Source organism: Pseudoalteromonas sp. SR43-2 (genome assembly GCF_014163885.1).
Lineage (GTDB): Bacteria > Pseudomonadota > Gammaproteobacteria > Enterobacterales > Alteromonadaceae > Pseudoalteromonas > Pseudoalteromonas distincta.
In genome coordinates this window covers 94803-108967 of the sequence record NZ_JACJED010000004.1, presented here as the reverse complement: position 1 = coordinate 108967, position 14165 = coordinate 94803, and the positions used below count along the sequence as shown (strand labels likewise).

Sequence of the window (14165 nt, the reverse complement as noted above, 5' to 3'; positions counted from 1 at the left end):
TCTAAAAGCACTTGTTAGTAGTATAAGCTACCGGTTGATAGTGCTTATCTGTTTTAATAATAAAAATCACACAATATAGGAATCATAAAATGAAAGTTTTAGTGAGCTTAGTTAGTCTAATCGCTTTTTTACTCGTCATACTGCCGGGGCCTTTGTATAAATATGGTATTGTAGAGCTAAAGGTTGCGTTTACGGGATTTAGATTTGGCGTTTACGCTGGTGGCGCTGCATTGGTGCTACTTATAATACAAGCGCTATTTATGCGTAAAACGTTAACGCTAAGCAGTGGTGTTATTGCGCTTGTGTTTTCGGTTGTGGCTATTGCTATGCCACTTAATATGATGAACAAAGCTAAAAGCGTACCGGCAATTCATGATATTTCAACAGATTTAGTTAACCCACCAAAATTTGTAGCAATTGCGCCACTTCGTGCTGAAGCACCAAATCCAGTAGAGTACGCGGGTGAAGAAACGGCAGTACAGCAACGCAAAGCATACCCTGAACTGGCAACGTTAAGCTTTGCACAATCTAAAGCCGATTTGATGGCAGCAAGCGAACAAGCAGTTAAAAATCTTGGCTTTGCAGTGGTAAGTGCAAATACGGCTACAGGTATTGTAGAAGCTACTGATACAACCACATGGTTTGGTTTTAAAGACGATGTGGTAATTCGTATTAAAGATGAAGGCAGCCAACGTTTTGTTGATATTCGTAGTAAATCGCGAGTAGGGCGTAGTGATTTAGGAAAAAATGCAGAGCGCATTCATTCAATTATTAATGAACTAAACAGCTTACTTGCAAAATAATTAAATTTAGCGCCCTAGTCCTAACGATTAAGCCCAAATACTGTTTGGGCTTTTTTTGTGCCTATTTTATATTGTCAGGTTCTATTCACAGGCTATGTACTATGCTGTTGATGATTTAAATTTTTAACCACTATGGAGTTATTATGAAAACAGTAGGATATGCAGCAAAAAGCCAAGGTTCTGAATTGACAGAGTTTTCTTTTGAGCGCCGCGATTTACGAAATAACGATGTAGAAATTGAAATTTTATACTGTGGTGTGTGCCATTCAGATTTACACGCCGTACGAAATGATTGGGGTGGCAGTGACTACCCATTAGTACCTGGGCACGAAATTGTTGGTAAAGTTGTTTCGGTAGGCAGCGACGTTAAAAAATATAAGCAAGGTGATACTGTTGGCGTGGGCTGCATGGTTGATTCATGCAAAAGTTGCGATCAATGTGATAACGACGAAGAACAATTTTGTCGAGAGGGTATGGTTGGCACTTATGCAGGTAAAGATAGAGAAACCGGCGAAATGACCCAAGGTGGGTATTCTAAACATGTTGTTGTACGAGAAGAGTTCGTACTTTCAATACCAGAGAGTTTAGAGCTTTCACGCGTTGCACCTCTATTATGTGCAGGTATTACTACGTATTCTCCACTTCATAAATGGGGCGTTAAAAAAGGCAGCCGTGTTGCAGTTGTTGGCCTCGGTGGGCTTGGCCACATGGCAGTTAAAAATGCCGTAGCGATGGGTGCAATTGTTACTGTTGTTGGGCGTAGTGAGTCGAAAAAAGAAGACGCCGTTAAATTGGGTGCCCAGCATTACTTAGTGTCATCTAATGATGACGAAATGAAAGACTCGCAGTCGGCTTTTGATGTAATTATTGATACAGTGCCTGTTAAGCATGACCTTTCAATCTACACGCCTTTATTAGACATAGACGGCGCACTAATCATCGTTGGACAGGTTGGCCCTGTAGAAGAGCTAAGCACGGTGCCGCTGTTAATGGGTCGCCGTCGTATTGCAGGGTCACTCATTGGTGGTATTGCAGAAACACAGCAAATGCTCGATTTTTGTGGTGAAAATAACGTGCTACCAGAGTGCGAAATGATCAACATTGACGAAATTAACACGGCATACGAGCGTATGGAAAAATCTGACGTACGATACCGCTTTGTTATTGATATGGCATCGTTAAACGCTTAATTTACTAGGGCCTGTTTATCTTTCGAGGTTGAATTTGCAGCAGACTGTTTGGTATTTAGGCAAGGCAGAGCCTATGTAGTGTGGTTATTCCCCATAAGTAGGCGATAACGCAGCATAAATGCCAAACATGCGCTGCCCTTTGGGTTCTTTCTAGGGGCAATTTACTCTTTGTTGCTCGGTTTTTACTTAGCCCACTAGGTTACAAACCTCACGCCGCGATTAAACCGCCCCTAGATTGAACAAATTTTAATCCTGAAAGGTCAACAGGCCCTAGGTAAATTAAAAATAAAAGAGCCGCTAATTAGCGGCTCTTTTTATGTTTTAAATTAACCAGGACTCAGTTAATTAGTAGCTTGCGCTGTTGGTTGCTGTTTGTTTAGTTGTAAGTAACTTAATAGCCACATACCCAAACCACCTAAAAACAATGCAGCTGCTACGTAACCTGTTTGATTAGGTGCAGCACCTTGCGCTATTGCAATTCCGCCAACCCAAGGACCTATAGCATTGGCAGTATTAAATGCGCACTGTACTAAGGCACCAATCATAGCGTGGCCTTCGGGCGCAACATCCATTAAAAGCGTTTGAATCAGCGTAGCCAAGCCCACACTGCAACCAATAAAGAAGATCACCGCGTAAAGAGCCCAAATATTATGGCTTGCCGTTACATATGCAAAGGCAAATACAATAGTACTTACAAGCGCAAGGCCAGTCGTTTTAATTGCTGATTTATCGGCAGCTTTACCCAGTACATAGTTACCGAGTGTACAACCGATACCAAACATTACCATTGCGATAGAAATAGTATACGGAGCTGTTTTTGTTACCACTAATATGGTGTCGGCAATATAAGTATAAATACAAAACACTCCGCCAAAGCCAATAATTACAATACCCAAAATGGACCAAACCAGTTTATTTTTAAGTACGCCAAACTCGTTTAGTAAGTTAGAAGGCTTAGCGTTATCGATACTAGGCACTACTTTATAAACAAAAACAAAAGCAATAAAGGCCAGTACTGCAGCGCCAGCTAAACAATAACGCCAACTTAAATTTTGACCTACAAGTGTAACTATAGGCACGCCAACAATAGTAGCCACAGTTAAACCCATAAACACCTTAGACATAAAGCTTGCACGCTTACCTTTTGGGGCAATATCTGATGCTAATAAAATAGCAGCACCAAAATATGCACCATGAGGTAAGCCACTTAAAAATCTAAATATTACAAGCTGCTCAAGCGACGTTGCCATCGCGCTTAACCCGTTTGAGATAAACATTAAGCTTATAAAAATGAGCAATGCTTTGCGCTTTCTCATATTAGCAGTGGTAAGCATTAAAATAGGCGCACCCACTACAACACCAATGGCGTAAGCACTAATTGCGTAACCACTTTGTGAGGGCGTTGAGCCAAATGTTTCGCTAATTAGTGGCAGCATAGGCATCATCGAAAACTCAGATAATCCTAAAATAAATGTGCCAAGTGCTAATACGAGTAAAATAGCGGTTCTGTTAAGTTGACTAGATGCCGACGTTACATCTGATGTCATAGATGATCCCTTAAGATTTAATTTTAAAAGTGAAACAGCGCAATAAATTCTGAATAGAAAATATTATATGTATGCTTAAATTTTGGTGTGAGAGGGTAGTCTGTGAAAGTGCTATTTTAAGTTAAAAAAAGTACAGAGTCATGCATAAATTAGTGTTTTTGTTAGGTTTTTAAAATGTTAATTAGAAGAAAATACTACTTAAAATTCATAAAATAAAAAAACTATTTATAAAGCATGCATCTATAAGGTGTTAAATATTCGCCGAAAGGTTATTTAGAGCTTATATTTACAGTACAGTTACATGTTGATATCACATTAATTTGCTAATGTTTTTACTAATTTACTCCTTAAGGTTTTTATATGTTTGGTATTTCTAAAAGAAACGCAAAAATTGAAGAAATGGAGCTTCAATTAATTCAAAAACAGTCTATCTTGTCGGCAATTAACAAGCATGTGGCTTATATAGAGTTTACACCTGAAGGAATAATATTAGACGCAAATCAGTTATTTCTAGCTACTGTAGGCTACAGCAAAGAGCAAATAATTGGCAAACATCATCGCATGTTTTGCGAACCTGAATATGCAAAGTCAGACGAATATAGCCAATTTTGGCAAGCATTAAAAACCGGAGATTCTAAATCAGGATCGTTTTTAAGATACAAAGCTAATGGCGATAAGCTTTGGCTTGAGGCAACTTACTTTCCTGTAGAAGAGCATGGCGTAGTCACTAAAGTGATTAAAATAGCCTCTGATATTACGACTAGTTATATACAACGAAAGGCACAAGAAGCGATAGCTACTGCACTCGATAAAGCATTGGCTACAATAGAGTTTACCCCACAAGGTAATATTTTAAGCGCAAATCAAAACTTTTTAGCAACAGTAGGCTACAGCTTAAAAGATATTGTAGGTAAACATCATAAAATGTTTTGTACTGAAGTGTTTTATGAGAAAAACCCACACTTTTGGAATGAATTAGCGCAGGGGCAGTTTAAGTCAGGAAAATTTAAACGTATTGCCGCCGACGGTTCAGAAATTTGGCTAGAAGCTACTTATAACCCAATATTAGATAGCAAAGGTAATGTAATTAAAATAATTAAGTTTGCATCAAATATTACTGATCGTATACACAATAATAATGCAGTGACTGAAGCCGCTGCAATCGCGTATGAATCGGCGGTAGCGACAGCGCAAACCGCTAAAAAAGGTTCTGAGATACTACAAAGTTCTGTTGCAAACTCAGGTGCCATTGTAAGCCAAGTTCTTAAGTCAGTTGATTTAATTAAAAATCTTAATGAACAATCAGCTGTAATAGGCTCCATTGTTTCTACAATTAGCAGCATTGCTGATCAAACTAATTTACTTGCACTCAATGCTGCTATTGAAGCTGCACGTGCTGGTGAATACGGTCGAGGTTTTGCTGTAGTAGCTGACGAAGTAAGGCAACTTGCAGCCAGTACGAGTAGTTCAACTAATGAAATAGCGACCGTTGTTAAAAATAACCAAGAGCTCACTAATGATATATCAAGGCAAATTACGTCGGTTTCAGACTCTTCAGAGCAAGGCCGAGAGCTTATTGCGAATGTATCTGAAGTTATTAAAGAGATTGAGCGAGGGGCTGATATTGTTTCTCAAACAGTCGCTGAGTTAAATACTTAATTTATTATATGACCTTTTAGATTAAACACGCCTAACAACATTCAAAATTGATAAAGTGCGACAATATGTCGCGCTTTTGCTTTTGCAGTTCACACTATAATTACGCCAATTATTACAGTGGCATAAATTAACAATGGTTTATAAAAGCAAAACTCAAAAAACTTACTTACTTTCCCCTGTCGCACTTTTTATTAGCTGTGTGCTATCTACTTTTGCATTTGCCGACGATACGTCTTTAGAAGTAATTGAAGTACACGGACATGCTCAAAATAAGCATTTAGCACTTGGTTCGTCAGAATCGTTATTAAGTGATTTAGGTGTCGACTTTTCAGCTGCGGGCGGCGTATCTAACCTCCCTATTTTAAATGGTTTAATGGGCGACAGAGTTAAAGTGTTAATTGATGGCGCAGATGTAACCGCTGCATGCGCTAATCATATGAACCCGCCACTTTCGTATATCTCGGCTAATCAAATTACGTCTTATAATGTGGTTGCAGGCGTGTCGCCAGTGAGTGCGGGCGGCGATAATATTGCTGGCGTAATAAACGTTAATTCTATTTCACCACAGTATAGCGATAGCAATGAATTAGGTTGGCACTCAGGTTATGTGTCAGCAAAGTACAGTAGCGTTGATAACGGACGTAAACTTGGCATTGGTGCACGTTTAGCAAGTGACACGCTTAGCCTTAATTATCAGGGGTCGTTTAGTGACGCAGATAGTTATGAAGACGGTAACGGCGATGTAGTATTAGATACATTGTATCGAGCACAAAATCATAGTTTAACCGCAGCTATGCGCGATGATAAACAGCAATTAGTGATAAAGCTAACACATCAAAAAATCCCATATCAGGGATTTGCAAATCAGTATATGGATATGACCGATAACACCAGTTACGATGCAATAGCTCAATACAAACGCTCTTTTGATAACAGTGAGTTTGAAGGGCAAGTTAATTGGCATAGCGTAAAGCACGAAATGGGTTTTTTCGGTGAAGAAAAAACAGGCATGATGCGAATGAAAACCGATGCACAAGATATAAGTACGCAGCTTAAATGGCGTATTGCGCTTGATAAAAACAGCAGTATTTTACTCGGCCAAGAATATTACAATTACAGCATTGATGATTGGTGGCCAGTTATTGAAGGCTCAACCATGATGGGACCAAACGATTACGTAAATATAAATAATGGCAAACGAGAGCGCATAGCAGCATTTGCTGAATATGAGAGCCAAATAAATACAAAACTGTGGCTAAACGCAGGTGTACGTATTGAAAGTGTTAATACCCAAGTAGGTGAGGTTCAGCCTTACAACGATGGTATGAGCATGATGGATATGGACGATATGAGCGACATGGATAGTATGGAAACTATGACCATGAGCGATATGTCTACAGATAACACTATTGCTGCACAGAACTTTAATGCTGGCGACAGAGATAAAACCGACACTATAGTTGATGCTAACTTTTTAATTAACTACCAAATAACAAATTATGATGAGCTGCAATTTAGTCTTGCCCGTAAAAACCGCGCACCTAATTTATACGAGCGATACAGCTGGGGTGTAAGTACCATGGCAACCACCATGATTGGTTGGTATGGCGATGGTAATGGCTATATTGGTAACCCTGATTTAGACGTTGAAACAGCGCATACTTTAAATGCTACTTATATTAAGCAGGCTAAAGATGACCGTTGGCGATTAAGCACCAATGTTTGGTGTACAGATGTGAATGATTATATTGATGCTGATATTGTAAGAAGCTTCAATAGTTATGACTTGGACAACACAGCGCGTAACATTTTGCAGTTTACTAATGTAGATGCCATTTTATATGGTGCAAAAATAGATTTAACAGCCAACATTTATGAATCTAAGCAATTAGGTAACTGGCAGTTACACGCTAATGTTACAAATACCAGAGGTAAGCGAGACGATACTAACCAGCCGCTTTATCAAATTAAACCACTGCAAACCCAGCTAGGTATTAGCCAGCAAATGGGTCGGTTTGAAAACGCATTAACTTGGCAGTGGGTAGATACTAAAACCCGTGTAGATAATAATCGTTTTGAAAACCAAACAGACAGCTACAGCTTGGTTAATTTAAGCTCTAAAGCCACATGGGATTCATTAACGCTAAGCGCAGAAGTGAGTAACGTGTTTGATGAGTACTACCAACTCCCACTAGGCGGCGTAAGTATTGCAGCACTTAAACAAGATAGCAGCAACGGGTTTGAACAACTTGCTGGGCAGGGTCGTTCATTTAATGTAAGCATTAGTTACGCGTTTTAACTAAATTAAATTTTAAAATAAAGTAAAAGCCATAACTGTGTTATGGCTTTTTTCATACGCTTTAATATGTAAGCCGTAAACTTATTTTTATGAAATATTTGTACGCAAAAAGCGTTCTATTAAGCACGCTTGTACTAATTTTACAGCGTTATTTTAAGGCAATGCAGTAAAAAGCAGTAGCTTGTTCATCACCCAATGATTAGGAAGTACAGTTTTTAAGCAATTTAAAAATAAAGTGATGGGTGCGCCAACAGCTATGGCCGGTTTAGCTTTGGGTATTGCCAGTATGGGATGGACATGGGAAAACGTTTTTAACTTAAACTCCCAAGGGCAATTTTTGGGAGCGGTATTAGCTGGCGTATTAGTTTTACTTTTGGCTGCTAAGTTTTTACTACACCCTCATTTATTAAAAGCCGATTTAGCACACCCAGTTGCAGGAAGTGTGATCCCTACATTTGCAATGGCTAATCTTGTTATTTCAAACTCAGTTGGGCAATTTTACTCATTAGCTGGCGACATTATGTGGGTTTTAGCTTTTGTGTTGCATCTCACATTTTTGGTGAGCTTTTTATACCAGCGAGTAAAAAAGTTTAACTTTGAGGATATGGCGCCCAGCTGGTTTGTGCCAACTGTGGGGATAATTATTGCAGATGTTACTTTTTCGGGAGATCCGACATTAGCGTGGTTAGCTCATAGTGCGTTAGTTATTGGTATATCAACGTACGCTATAATGCTGCCAATTATGTTTTATCGTTTTTTATTAGCATTAAAAAGTGACTACGAAATACAGCCAACACTCGCCATTTTAGCAGCGCCTGCCAGTTTAACATTAGCGGGGTATTTTCATATTGTAGCTAATCCGTCACTTATTATAGTGGGGGCATTATTTATATTATCGATAATAAAAACACTGATTGTTTACGTGTTATTTATAAAGTTATTAAGCAGACCTTTTACACCGAGCTACGCTGCTTTTACATTTCCAATGGTTATTGGGGCAACTGCATTATTTAAAATGGCTGATTGGATGCAAAGTATAAACCTCGCAATGCCATATGTAGATACAGTTAATTACTTAGCTACGTTTGAACTTATAGTTGCCACGGCAGTGGTATGTTATGTAAGTGGTCGGTACTTTTGCCACTTTAAATAATCAAAGCAACAGGTAACATAAAACTACTCTTGGATTACCTGTGGCTCATTACTTTCTTGTTCAGCTAGTTTTTCGCGCTCAGCTTTTGATACATAAGACGGTTTGTTGCTTTTATGCAATTTAGCGTTAGTGCGTTTATCTTTCTTTTGAAATTTAGTGACGATTTTTTTACGACGGTTCACAATTAAATACTCTCTTAATTTTAAGTCGCGCATTATACAGTCATCCTCATAAAAGCTGCTATATAAATATTTAACATGAACTCTGGGCAAGAGATTTACTTGGCCTATTGCAAGTAAGTTCAACGCAGTTAGCGCTGAAAATAGCTGCTTGAGATAGATTTATTATCCAGAGTTTCGGTTATTTACCTTAAGTTACCTATGTGCTGGCGTAAAGAGCTATAAGTAGGCACTTCATAGCGTTATAATTACCGCTCTTAGTTATTAATTAAATGGGAATTGTTTTGAAAAAGTTAGCTTTAGCCAGTATTGCTTTATTTGCATTTAGCGCACATGCGCAGTTAAATAAAAATATTGATAGCGTTGCCGATTACGCAGTAAATACCTACCAAAATGCTCAAATACACACACTAACTAACTTAGTGGCTTTTCCGACGGTTAATAAAAGCGACATTAGCACTCCTCAAAATCCCGATTTTATTGGCTTTAAAGCACTTTTAAAAATGAAAGCCGCAGAGCTTGGTTTTGACTATCAAGATTTAGGGTACACCGTATTAATTGGTATGGGCGAGCAAAGCGAAAAAGTAACGGTAGTAACCCACGGCGACGTGCAACCTGCTAATGCTAGCAAATGGAAACAAAGTCCTTTTATTATTGATACATCTGAACCGGGTAAATTAGTTGGTCGTGGTACTGAGGACGACAAAGGTGCAATAGCAACAGCGCTTTACGCCATGAAAGCAATTAAAGATAAAGGCATAACCCTTAATAACCGTATTGAGCTGATGATTTACCTTGCTGAGGAGTCTGATTGGGGTCCGCTTACTCAATTTATGAAAACGTATGAGCAACCCAAATATGCAGTAACGATTGATGCATCATACCCTGTAGTGGTTGCCGAGAAAGGCTGGAGCTTAATTGCACCTACTTTTAATGCAACATCACCACAAACGGGTTTATATGTAAAGGATGTAACTGGCGGTGCGTTTAGAAGCCAAATTCCAGAAGATGCAAGCTTAGTTTTGCACAATGCAGACGCGGCACTTATTAATACATTAAAAGCAAAAGCTAAAACATTAAATAAAGTTGAATTTAACTTTAGTGAAAAAAGTAATGGCTTAGCAATAAGCGTTAAAGGTATGTCGGCGCATTCATCTGAGCCGGAGTCGGGTATAAATGCTATTGCTTATTTAGCTGAGTTATTTAAAGGTGTGGAGCTTGAAAATAACAGTGACGGCGAGCTAATCGACTTTGTGAATCAGTTAATTGGTTTAGACATTCACGGTAAACAATTTGGCGAAATAGCTTACAAGCACGACTTTATGGGCCCAATGACAGTGGCACCAACAGTTATTGAGCGCGATGGTAATGCGCTAACACTTGCTGTAAATGCACGTCGTCCAATGGGTAAAGACGAAGCTGTATTACAAAAGCAAATTGATGATGCACTCGCTAATTGGCAAGCTACTAACTTTGTAACACTTGCTAACATAGAAACAATTATTGGCACACCTATGCTACTTGATGGCGCGCCACACGCGCAAAAGCTGCTTGATATTTTCAAGCATTTTACGGGCGACGAAAAAGCTGACTTTGTATCAATAGGTGGTGGCACTAACGCAAAGCTGTTTGATAATGCGGTATCGTTTGGCCCTTCAATGCCAGGTAAGCGATATACAGGTCACTCCGAGCATGAATTTATGACCATTGAGCAACTTGAACTGAATTTACGTATGTACACAGCAATGATGATAGAGCTAGGTAATATGTAGTTTAAGCCTTACTTAAATTCAATAAAGTTTAATAATAGGTGTTGAGTACTAATCAGCACCTATGTCCTTAAAATTTACCTCAGGCAAGTTTTCAAAGCTTGGTTTGGCAAATAAATACCCTTGCATAAGCTCAACACCTGCGTTTTTAAGCCACTTATATTCTTCTACTGTTTCAATGCCTTCAGCTAGTGCGGTTATGTTTAAATCGCGAAACATATTTAAGCAATGAGTTACTATTAGTTGGCGTTTTTTGTCGTTGTTAATATCGCGTATGAGCGCCATATCAAGCTTGATAATATCTGTTTGAAAGTCAGCCAATAGATTTAAACCAGAATAACCTGCACCAAAGTCATCAGTGGCGGTTTTAAATCCAAGAGACTGATAGTAATCAACAATGCGTTTAATGTGTGCGGTGTCTTCAATTTTTTCAACTTCAGTAAATTCAAACATAATATTTTGAATTGGGAAGTTATACTTTTTTGCAGCTTCTAGTGTGGTGCGTATACATCGCTCTGGTTTATAAATAGCATTAGGTAAAAAGTTAATGCTTAGCATTGATGTTATGCCCAGCTTTGCGGCTAGTTGAATGGCTTTAATACGACAAAGCTGATCAAATGCATAGCGGTTGTCTTCATTCACTTTTGAAATAATTGAATAAGCAGACTCGCCATTTAAACCTCTAACCAATGCTTCATAGCCATAAATTAGGCGAGTTTTACAGTTTATAATCGGTTGAAAAGCCATAGAAAAATCAAATTCAAGATCGTTGGCGTCAGCACAATTACTACATGTCACTTTTTCACAATCTTTTGATTTTTCGATCACTTAGTTCATCCTCTTATGTTTATTTTTAAAGTTAGTTGAGGGTAGATCCTAACACAAGCAGATTAAAGTATTAGTTTATATTTTTTTTAACGTAATAAGTGATTATTTATATGTGAGTAGTATGATGACTAATGTCATGCTATTTAATGACATTTGGCAGGGGTTTGTATTTCTTTTTTATATAGAAATAGATTTATACATTAACAGGAGGATAAACATGAATACATCAACAACAATATTTCAAAGTTTTAAACAGTATGCAGTTGCTTTAGTGTTTTTAGGATTAATTAATTTAATTACATCACCAAACACCTTATGGGTGATTTGGCCCGCGCTTGGCATGGGGATCGCTTTATTGTCTGAAATCTTAGGTATGAGCCGCTCTAAAAAGGTATCTTGATGATTAGTAAGCCAAGTAATAATTTACTTGGCTTTAATTTAATGTGTTCTACTTACAATAGCCTAAACCTGAATATTTAAAACGCTGATTGAAGTGTCGCATCTAGTGATATTTCGGTATTTAAGAGTTTTGAAATAGGGCAGCTCTTTTTGGTTTGCTCACATAAGGCTTGAAACTGCTCGTTTTGAATATCATCAATACGTGCTTTTACCTCAAGGGCAATATGCGTCACCGAAAAACCATCATCTACTTCATCAAGGCTTACAGTGGCTTTAGTATCAATTTTATCTGCGGTAAAGCCTGCATCACCTAATGCAAGTGAAAGCGCCATACTAAAACATGCACTATGCGCTGCACCTACTAATTCTTCAGGGTTTGAGCCTGCCTCATCCTCAAAGCGGGTATTAAAACCATAAGGTTGTTTATTAAGCGCGCCACTTTGAGTTGATATGCTACCTTTGCCTGTTTTAATGTCGCCAGACCATGTTGAACTTGCCGCTTTTTTAATCGTCATCATCTTCTCCTTGCTAGAGTGTAAGCTTTTCAGGCTAGCTAAGCGTTATTTACAAAATAAACTTATATAAAAGCCTCAAAAGCACTAATTACAGGTGATGCTGCAAAATAGGCGCCAGTTAATTGTTATCCCTGTTTATTTCGCTTACAGCGCTCTGAGCAGTAAATAACGTTATCCCAGTCGCGCTGCCATTTTTTACGCCACGTAAAAGGTTTATTACAAATAGGACACATTTTTTGAGGTAAGTTTAGTTTTTTGTGCGCCATGCTTACTTAGCCTTACTGTTATTTTTAGTATCCGTTTTACTTTTTGTTCGAGTAACTTTTTGAGTACCCCCAACGTGTTTTTTAAGAATCCTCCCTATGGCGCGTTTAACATCGGCTCGCTCACGGTATTGCCATAAGCGCTCGCGTGCTTCTTTTGAGGCGGCTGTTAAATCAAGCATGGGTTCAGGGTAATCATCCCCTAACTTAAAGTCGTTAAAGAGAGCTTCCATTGGAGTTTGCTCCCAAGGCTGATGTAAATATTCAATAGGGAGTTTTTCAAGCTCGGGGCACCACTTTTTAATAAACGAACCTGTTGGGTCTTGATCTTCTGATTGTTTAATTGGGTTGTAGTGCCTAATGGTGTTAATGCCTGTTACCGAGGCTTGCATTTGAATTTGCGGATAATGAATCCCTGGCTCAAAATCTAAAAAGTAATTAGCGAGCGGAAAGCTTGCTTGCTGCCAACTTATATTTAAATGATGCGTGACAAAGCTTACAAGCATGGCGCGCATTCTAAAGTTGATATAACCGGTGGCTTTTAAGCAGCGCATGCAAGCGTCAATAATGGGAATACCAGTTTGACCTTGCGCCCAGCGTTCAATATCGTTTTTCACACATTCATCATCACGATACGGAAATACGTGATAACCCGGATTTAGGGCTAAAAACTCCATGGAGCACTCGCTTTCAAACTTTTGCATAAAGTGGCAGTGCCAATGCAAGCGCGATACAAACGCAGCAAGCGGTCGCTTCCAGCCTCTTTTGTTAGGGTGTTTTGAATGATATTCATCAATGGCCATTTGATACACTTGCCTAAGGCTAATATTCCCCCACGCTAAATACGGCGAAAGTCGAGAGCAATGTGTTTGGCTTAAACTTGGGCTCGATATTCCTTTTTGATAACCTTTACCGCGCTCGGCAAAAAAGCTCTGCATTACAGTGCGCGCATGCAGTGGGCCACCTTGTTGAAAGCTGTCATGATCTTGAGTGTAAGCGCTTGGCAGCTCAGGCGCTTGATAGTTATTAAGGGAAATTGTTTTTATACTCTTCCAATTAGGAACAGCAATAGGTGCTTGCATTGTTTGCTGCCAGCGTTCGTTCCAATTATTACGATTTTTTTTGCCGCGAATTACCGCGCCTGTTTGCGACTCTTGCCAATTAATGTGGTTATGCTGGCACCATGCTTTTATTGCCTTATCGCGCTCAAAGGTGTTGTTTAAGCCTATTTCTTGATGGCTAAAAATATTAACTATTTCAAACTGCGTCTTTATCGACTCAAGTAAGTCGCTCATATTTAAATTAAATATATAAACACAGGCGTTAAAACGCGCTAGCTGATTATTTAACTCAACTATTGATTGATACACAAAGCGCCAGTGCCGCTCATTGTAGTGTGCATCTTCGAGTAGTAATGGCTCAAAGTTATAAAGTAACAGGGTCGGTAAGCCATTACTAAATGCATTTTTTAAGGGTTGATGATCGCTAAGACGTAAATCACGTTTAAACCACACGATGTTTATTTTTTCTTTCATACTGGCAATATTAAAACCGTGGCATT

13 protein-coding genes are annotated in these 14165 nt (G+C 38.7%); 7 read left to right on the top strand and 6 right to left on the bottom strand.

Features of this window, described 5'->3' with window-relative positions; all coding sequences use genetic code 11:
* Positions 1 to 89: 89 nt before the first annotated feature.
* Entirely contained in the window at positions 90 to 803 is a 714-nt protein-coding gene (locus H5120_RS04720; RefSeq protein WP_182673755.1) for a DUF1499 domain-containing protein, read from the top strand.
* A 143-nt stretch (positions 804 to 946) separates the two neighbouring features.
* Complete coding sequence (locus tag H5120_RS04715) at positions 947 to 1993, top strand: NAD(P)-dependent alcohol dehydrogenase (protein WP_182673754.1); 1047 nt, start codon at positions 947 to 949, stop codon at positions 1991 to 1993.
* A gap of 341 nt (positions 1994 to 2334) precedes the next feature.
* Here the strand turns inward: H5120_RS04715 and H5120_RS04710 are convergent, their stop codons facing one another.
* Positions 2335 to 3540, bottom strand: coding sequence for an MFS transporter (locus tag H5120_RS04710; protein ID WP_182673753.1), 1206 nt, complete (start codon positions 3538 to 3540; stop codon positions 2335 to 2337).
* 360 nt (positions 3541 to 3900) lie between these two features.
* On the opposite strand from H5120_RS04710, the gene H5120_RS04705 reads away from it, so the two are divergent.
* The 3 genes from H5120_RS04705 (at position 3901) to H5120_RS04695 (ending at position 8651) form a co-directional block, all read left to right on the top strand.
* The gene (locus tag H5120_RS04705; protein WP_182673752.1) at positions 3901 to 5199 is read left to right on the top strand and encodes a PAS domain-containing methyl-accepting chemotaxis protein; all 1299 of its coding nucleotides are present in this window, start codon (positions 3901 to 3903) and stop codon (positions 5197 to 5199) included.
* Positions 5200 to 5332: 133 nt separating this feature from the next.
* The gene (locus H5120_RS04700) at positions 5333 to 7498 is read left to right on the top strand and encodes a TonB-dependent receptor (RefSeq protein ID WP_182673751.1); all 2166 of its coding nucleotides are present in this window, start codon (positions 5333 to 5335) and stop codon (positions 7496 to 7498) included.
* A gap of 256 nt (positions 7499 to 7754) precedes the next feature.
* Positions 7755 to 8651, top strand: a complete 897-nt coding sequence (locus H5120_RS04695; RefSeq protein ID WP_259397817.1) for a TDT family transporter — start codon at positions 7755 to 7757, stop codon at positions 8649 to 8651.
* Between the two features lie 23 nt (positions 8652 to 8674).
* Here H5120_RS04695 and H5120_RS04690 read toward each other — a convergent pair whose 3' ends face one another.
* A complete protein-coding gene (locus H5120_RS04690) occupies positions 8675 to 8866 on the bottom strand; it encodes a DUF2986 domain-containing protein (protein WP_039487197.1) in 192 nt (63 codons plus the stop codon).
* 248 nt (positions 8867 to 9114) lie between these two features.
* Here H5120_RS04690 and H5120_RS04685 point away from each other — a divergent pair, with 248 nt between their 5' ends.
* Positions 9115 to 10602: a dipeptidase gene (locus H5120_RS04685; RefSeq protein WP_182673750.1), complete on the top strand. Its 1488-nt coding sequence runs from the start codon at positions 9115 to 9117 to the stop codon at positions 10600 to 10602.
* 48 nt (positions 10603 to 10650) lie between these two features.
* On the opposite strand, the gene H5120_RS04680 is transcribed toward H5120_RS04685, so the two are convergent.
* Complete coding sequence (locus H5120_RS04680) at positions 10651 to 11427, bottom strand: EAL domain-containing protein (RefSeq protein WP_182673749.1); 777 nt, start codon at positions 11425 to 11427, stop codon at positions 10651 to 10653.
* Between the two features lie 217 nt (positions 11428 to 11644).
* Here H5120_RS04680 and H5120_RS04675 point away from each other — a divergent pair, with 217 nt between their 5' ends.
* On the top strand, positions 11645 to 11827 hold the full coding sequence (locus H5120_RS04675; protein WP_182673748.1) for a 2TM domain-containing protein: 183 nt from the start codon (positions 11645 to 11647) through the stop codon (positions 11825 to 11827).
* A 76-nt stretch (positions 11828 to 11903) separates the two neighbouring features.
* On the opposite strand, the gene H5120_RS04670 is transcribed toward H5120_RS04675, so the two are convergent.
* From H5120_RS04670 to H5120_RS04660, 3 genes are all read right to left on the bottom strand, one after another.
* Complete coding sequence (locus H5120_RS04670) at positions 11904 to 12341, bottom strand: OsmC family protein (protein WP_182673830.1); 438 nt, start codon at positions 12339 to 12341, stop codon at positions 11904 to 11906.
* 125 nt (positions 12342 to 12466) lie between these two features.
* Positions 12467 to 12607, bottom strand: coding sequence for a DUF2256 domain-containing protein (locus H5120_RS04665; RefSeq protein ID WP_007376862.1), 141 nt, complete (start codon positions 12605 to 12607; stop codon positions 12467 to 12469).
* A gap of 2 nt (positions 12608 to 12609) precedes the next feature.
* Positions 12610 to 14139 carry a cryptochrome/deoxyribodipyrimidine photo-lyase family protein gene (locus tag H5120_RS04660; protein WP_182673747.1) on the bottom strand — a complete coding sequence of 510 codons (1530 nt, stop codon included), beginning with the start codon at positions 14137 to 14139 and terminating at the stop codon, positions 12610 to 12612.
* Positions 14140 to 14165 lie beyond the last annotated feature (26 nt).

Bases quoted from the DNA above. Each gene is read 5' to 3' on its own strand.
- H5120_RS04720 (WP_182673755.1), top strand. From the start codon at position 90: ATGAAAGTTTTAGTGAGCTTAGTTAGTCTAATCGCTTTTTTACTCGTC.
- H5120_RS04715 (WP_182673754.1), top strand. From the start codon at position 947: ATGAAAACAGTAGGATATGCAGCAAAAAGCCAAGGTTCTGAATTGACA.
- H5120_RS04710 (WP_182673753.1), bottom strand. From the start codon at position 3,540: ATGACATCAGATGTAACGTCGGCATCTAGTCAACTTAACAGAACCGCT.
- H5120_RS04705 (WP_182673752.1), top strand. From the start codon at position 3,901: ATGTTTGGTATTTCTAAAAGAAACGCAAAAATTGAAGAAATGGAGCTT.
- H5120_RS04700 (WP_182673751.1), top strand. From the start codon at position 5,333: ATGGTTTATAAAAGCAAAACTCAAAAAACTTACTTACTTTCCCCTGTC.
- H5120_RS04695 (WP_259397817.1), top strand. From the start codon at position 7,755: ATGGCCGGTTTAGCTTTGGGTATTGCCAGTATGGGATGGACATGGGAA.
- H5120_RS04690 (WP_039487197.1), bottom strand. From the start codon at position 8,866: ATGCGCGACTTAAAATTAAGAGAGTATTTAATTGTGAACCGTCGTAAA.
- H5120_RS04675 (WP_182673748.1), top strand. From the start codon at position 11,645: ATGAATACATCAACAACAATATTTCAAAGTTTTAAACAGTATGCAGTT.
- H5120_RS04670 (WP_182673830.1), bottom strand. From the start codon at position 12,341: ATGACGATTAAAAAAGCGGCAAGTTCAACATGGTCTGGCGACATTAAA.
- H5120_RS04665 (WP_007376862.1), bottom strand. From the start codon at position 12,607: ATGGCGCACAAAAAACTAAACTTACCTCAAAAAATGTGTCCTATTTGT.
- H5120_RS04660 (WP_182673747.1), bottom strand. From the start codon at position 14,139: ATGAAAGAAAAAATAAACATCGTGTGGTTTAAACGTGATTTACGTCTT.